The organism is Brevibacillus reuszeri (genome assembly GCF_002897295.1).
Lineage (GTDB): Bacteria > Bacillota > Bacilli > Brevibacillales > Brevibacillaceae > Brevibacillus > Brevibacillus reuszeri_A.
On sequence record NZ_BEXF01000072.1, the window covers coordinates 1 to 3,104 of the forward strand.

General features: G+C 39.9%; 5 protein-coding genes. All 5 read left to right on the top strand.

The window, feature by feature from the left end; all coding sequences use genetic code 11:
* Positions 1-142: 142 nt before the first annotated feature.
* Positions 143-460 carry a hypothetical protein gene (locus C3B52_RS35265; RefSeq protein WP_103110970.1) on the top strand — a complete coding sequence of 106 codons (318 nt, stop codon included), beginning with the start codon at positions 143-145 and terminating at the stop codon, positions 458-460.
* Between the two features lie 120 nt (positions 461-580).
* A complete protein-coding gene (locus tag C3B52_RS35270) occupies positions 581-826 on the top strand; it encodes a hypothetical protein (RefSeq protein WP_103110971.1) in 246 nt (81 codons plus the stop codon).
* Between the two features lie 87 nt (positions 827-913).
* The gene (locus C3B52_RS35275) at positions 914-1,663 is read left to right on the top strand and encodes a hypothetical protein (protein ID WP_164685079.1); all 750 of its coding nucleotides are present in this window, start codon (positions 914-916) and stop codon (positions 1,661-1,663) included.
* Positions 1,653-1,964 carry a hypothetical protein gene (locus C3B52_RS35280; RefSeq protein ID WP_103110973.1) on the top strand — a complete coding sequence of 104 codons (312 nt, stop codon included), beginning with the start codon at positions 1,653-1,655 and terminating at the stop codon, positions 1,962-1,964. The genes C3B52_RS35275 and C3B52_RS35280 overlap by 11 nt, the downstream gene beginning before the upstream one ends.
* Before the next feature lie 678 nt (positions 1,965-2,642).
* A complete protein-coding gene (locus C3B52_RS35290; protein ID WP_103110975.1) occupies positions 2,643-2,885 on the top strand; it encodes a hypothetical protein in 243 nt (80 codons plus the stop codon).
* Positions 2,886-3,104: the final 219 nt, after the last annotated feature.

Here is a 3,104-nt window from a genome sequence, read left to right on the forward strand (position 1 = left end):
TTTAATAAATGTGTTCATTAGAAAGGTTGAATATACACATGACAAAAAGGTAAGATCTTTATCAACCACCTTTTATACAGGAACACTATCCTGTCTTTCTCAAGAAGATAATATGTCAATACATTGAAAGGAATATGAGACAGTGAAATTGCTAAAAAATTTAATTTGGAAGTATAGAAAATCCAACGAGAATGAATGGAAACGTCAAAAGCCATTGGAGACGTTAACTGATTATATGACTCTGCAGCAATGCAAAAAGTATATGAAAACTATCGTTGAACGAATCCAGGATCAGAGTGACGTAGAGGACTTAAACTTTGATGAAGGAACATCAACTATAATTTACTTCAAAACAGGAAAGAAATATTGCTATTCACTTGTACCTGCACCTGCAAGATTAGAGAAAGATACAGGTAACGATTACTGTGTTGTAAAGGCAGAATTAATTTATTCTTCATAAGTAATGAATGGAAAGGGTGTATAAGGATGCCCGATTCGCTGGTCCCTAGAAATAGATCCATCTTACGCTGATGAAATTCAAAATGATCGTGTTACAAATGACACATCGGAGGTTTCTAATATGTCCAAAGATTATGATAATCGAATCGTAAATGCAATTGTTCAAGGTGAAGGATTGGTCCAAGTACATTTTGCTGATGGTCAAGTGGATAGCTTGCCGTGGAGCAAAATAGAGAAAATGACTTTAAACGAAACCGAGATAGAAATTATTAAGAAAGCAAGCGAGGGAATACCCGCGATTATTGAAAAATTGCTGAAAAGTTACGGTGATAGAGTATATAGCTTCAATCCTGAAACAGATTCATAGGTGATGATGATCTTCAATAATAGGAGAAATGAATCTTGCAGAGAAATTCCTATGAGTGGATTTTAACGCGTTAGAGGAGAGTGACGAGTGAAGAGTATGGAATATACTTGTTCAGCTAGAGAATGGGAGTTTTCTAGATTGTTCTCTAGTGTAAGTGGAAGTGATCGAGGAGCAAGGAGAAGCCCCTTTGTGGGTTGTCTTACAACTATTTTAGTATGGATCCTGCTTTTAGCTGTATATTATGTACTCGCCTTCTTGATTCCTGACTTTGGAGATCAATTTAGCTGGATGAAAGGTGTGGCTATTACGCTAGGAATCATAATCGGTGCATTCATTTTTATACGTTCGATTTTAAAAAGCGGTACAGCCCTAGTAATGCCTCAAACGACAGACTCTATTCGTTATTTGATACTGGATGACAGGGGAATATCAATGAATTTTTATAATAATGAGAATGTGGGGATTATGCCCTTCATAGCCTGGGAGGGCATAACTACAATAGAACTGGATATCACGAAGGAACTTCGGTACTATACTGGAGGAAAGGCTTACCCTGCCCGTCAGGAACAGAGAGTGGCAACATTTAATGCGCGATATCCAGATTATCCTCCTGAAGAGGCTAAGGACCTGTATACCGATCGCTTTACGCTACTGATCAAGAAGGAGCGCTCTCCTCTTAGTCATACGATTATTCAAATCCCTCAATCATGGCTGCTAAATGATCATTTTCATCAGTTGTTAAGGCAACTTGAGAGACACAGCGGTAGAAGGATACAGGGGTATGATAAACATGTAGTACAGTTAGTACATAGAAAGGAGTTTGAGAATGGACATTAAGCAAAGAATGGAATCAAAATGGGAAGAGATTACCGCAACAAAAAATGAGCGTGAGGCCCTATTTGATAATTTTGATGCCAATAAAGATAAAATTTCCGAACTGCATTTTGAGGTTGAGATCAAGCAACTGCAATATATGTTTTTAAAACGTGAGCAACTAGAAAAACTAAAAAGAACGGCATCTGACCTTGAAAGCGTTACGAGTATCGAAAAAGTAAACGAAACCTGTATCGAGCTTACTCAAAAACAGCTCATTGAAAACGGATATGAAAAACGGCTAAAGCAAGAAGGGCTTATTTAATAAAATGAATATTGGTTGCTTCTTGTCACATCAACAGAGCTATCGCGTTGAACCAAAGATCTTCTTTAAAGAAGGTCTTTTTTTTATTTTCTAAGGGCTCATGCTACCGGCTCTAAGGCGACTAAATACGTCACCTAAAAGCCGATATGCACCGCTGCTGGGTTACTCCAACCGATAACAAGAGCACCTAGAACGGGGAACTCATCCGTTCAAGGTGCTCTATGTTCCTGGATGTCGTTTAACACCCACCACGGAGCCAAAGTCCAAGTCCTATCTGGAAAACCTTCTTGAAAGAAGAATATGAACAGAATAAAACCACGTTCAGAAGGGCGCGGTTGGAACCGATGACGGTTCCCTTGATCTTATCGATTTTTCGCTTTTGCCATCCGCATGTTAACCGGAACAGGCCTACTAAGTCTCCATCCGACCGAGCCTCCGGCTGCGCCCCTCCTATCGGCTGGAAACCAAGTAGGCAAACCATCAGTTCAAGGGGCAAAAAAACTCTTTTCTTCCTGATTATGTTTCATCGGGAGAAAAGAGTTTTTTTGCTTTAACCCTTGACCAGCCGGTTATGTTCCAGTTCCCAAGCTCCACGTCAAAAGGCGAAAAAACGCCCTTTGGGACCGCATCTCATGCGGCTGGCAACACAAAAAATCACCAGTGAAGGGATAGATAACAATGCCACTTAAACATCAACAGTTCAAACGGATGTGCAATTTTCAGGAGAAGTATTTTACACCGGATCAAATCGAAGATTTGGGTTTCGAGGAAGACAAGGAAATTCCGGACGTATCGTATCACTGGTTTTTCTGGCTTGGGGATGAAAGGTATGAGCAGCGTTATGACTTCAGAACAAAAGAGATCACACTGACGAAAAAAGTGGTTTCTAAAAAACGGTTATCCCGATCCTTCGCCTTATAGTTCTGTCTGACATGTCTGATGGTAACAGAAAATTATTCGCATCAAACGAGAATATACAAAAGAGGGGCACGGTGAATAGCATGGCATTACCTAAAAAAATGTTGAACTGGTTGGATAGAAACGCACCGGGATATGATGTAAGGCCGGATACCGAAAGTGGGCACTGGATTTTTATCAGCTCAAACAGAGGTGCAGTAAAGGCACAGAATTACTTCAATA